General features: G+C 37.0%; 1 protein-coding gene. It reads right to left on the reverse strand.

The annotated features are described in order from the left end of the window. Positions 1-121: 121 nt before the first annotated feature. The coding region (locus VJL_RS27455; RefSeq protein WP_038882513.1) for a hypothetical protein at positions 122-733 on the reverse strand (612 nt) is incomplete at its 5' end.

The following is a 733-nucleotide window of genomic DNA, read 5'->3' on the forward strand; positions in this document are numbered from 1 at the left end:
CACATAACGCCTTGTTAAGGTGTGAGGCACGCAATACCGAAGCTCCCGCATAACACCTTAACCACTAAAACCAACGCATAGTAAAAATGCCACGCGTGCCGAATCACTCTTGAACAATTTGTTATAAAGATTTTTTCTCAGTTGCCTTTTCATAGTCATTGAGTGCTCTATTGATGTGATACACAGAAAACAAGGCACTACCATCATTGAGCATATAAAAGCCTAATGGTAAGAAGATAACACCAGAAATAAGAAGGCTTGGCTCAAATCCAGTAACAATGGAGTAAATCGATAGTAAAAATGTTATGAACCCAAAGCCAGCTATGAGCAATCCAAACACCAAGTTATAAGAAGCAATAACCTTATCTAGGATATTTAATCTGATCCGGTACGACAAAAGTTCTACATCAGAAATATCAGGTAAAAGTTGGACTGTTTTCAAAACATGTCTGAAAGAAACAGTCGCCCCAACCCTTTCATTAAGTACATAAACTGCTTTTAACATTGGGAAGCTAACACGGGTACCATGAATACCTTTAAAACACTCAATATCTAGCTCATTTTTTAAATGAGTCTTTAGTTCTTCCGAGACACTCGGTTCTTGTAAAGCAGATAAAATTTGAGCGATTCTATTTTTTCTAAGTAAGAAGTAGTACTCGGTTACTCTAGGAGCATTTATAGCAATAGTTACGATCACTACAACAATCGCAATCCAGTAATCACCACTTTTTAG

Origin of the sequence: Vibrio jasicida CAIM 1864 = LMG 25398, from assembly GCF_000400365.1 — a bacterium.
In the GTDB taxonomy this organism is placed as follows: Bacteria; Pseudomonadota; Gammaproteobacteria; order Enterobacterales; family Vibrionaceae; genus Vibrio; species Vibrio jasicida.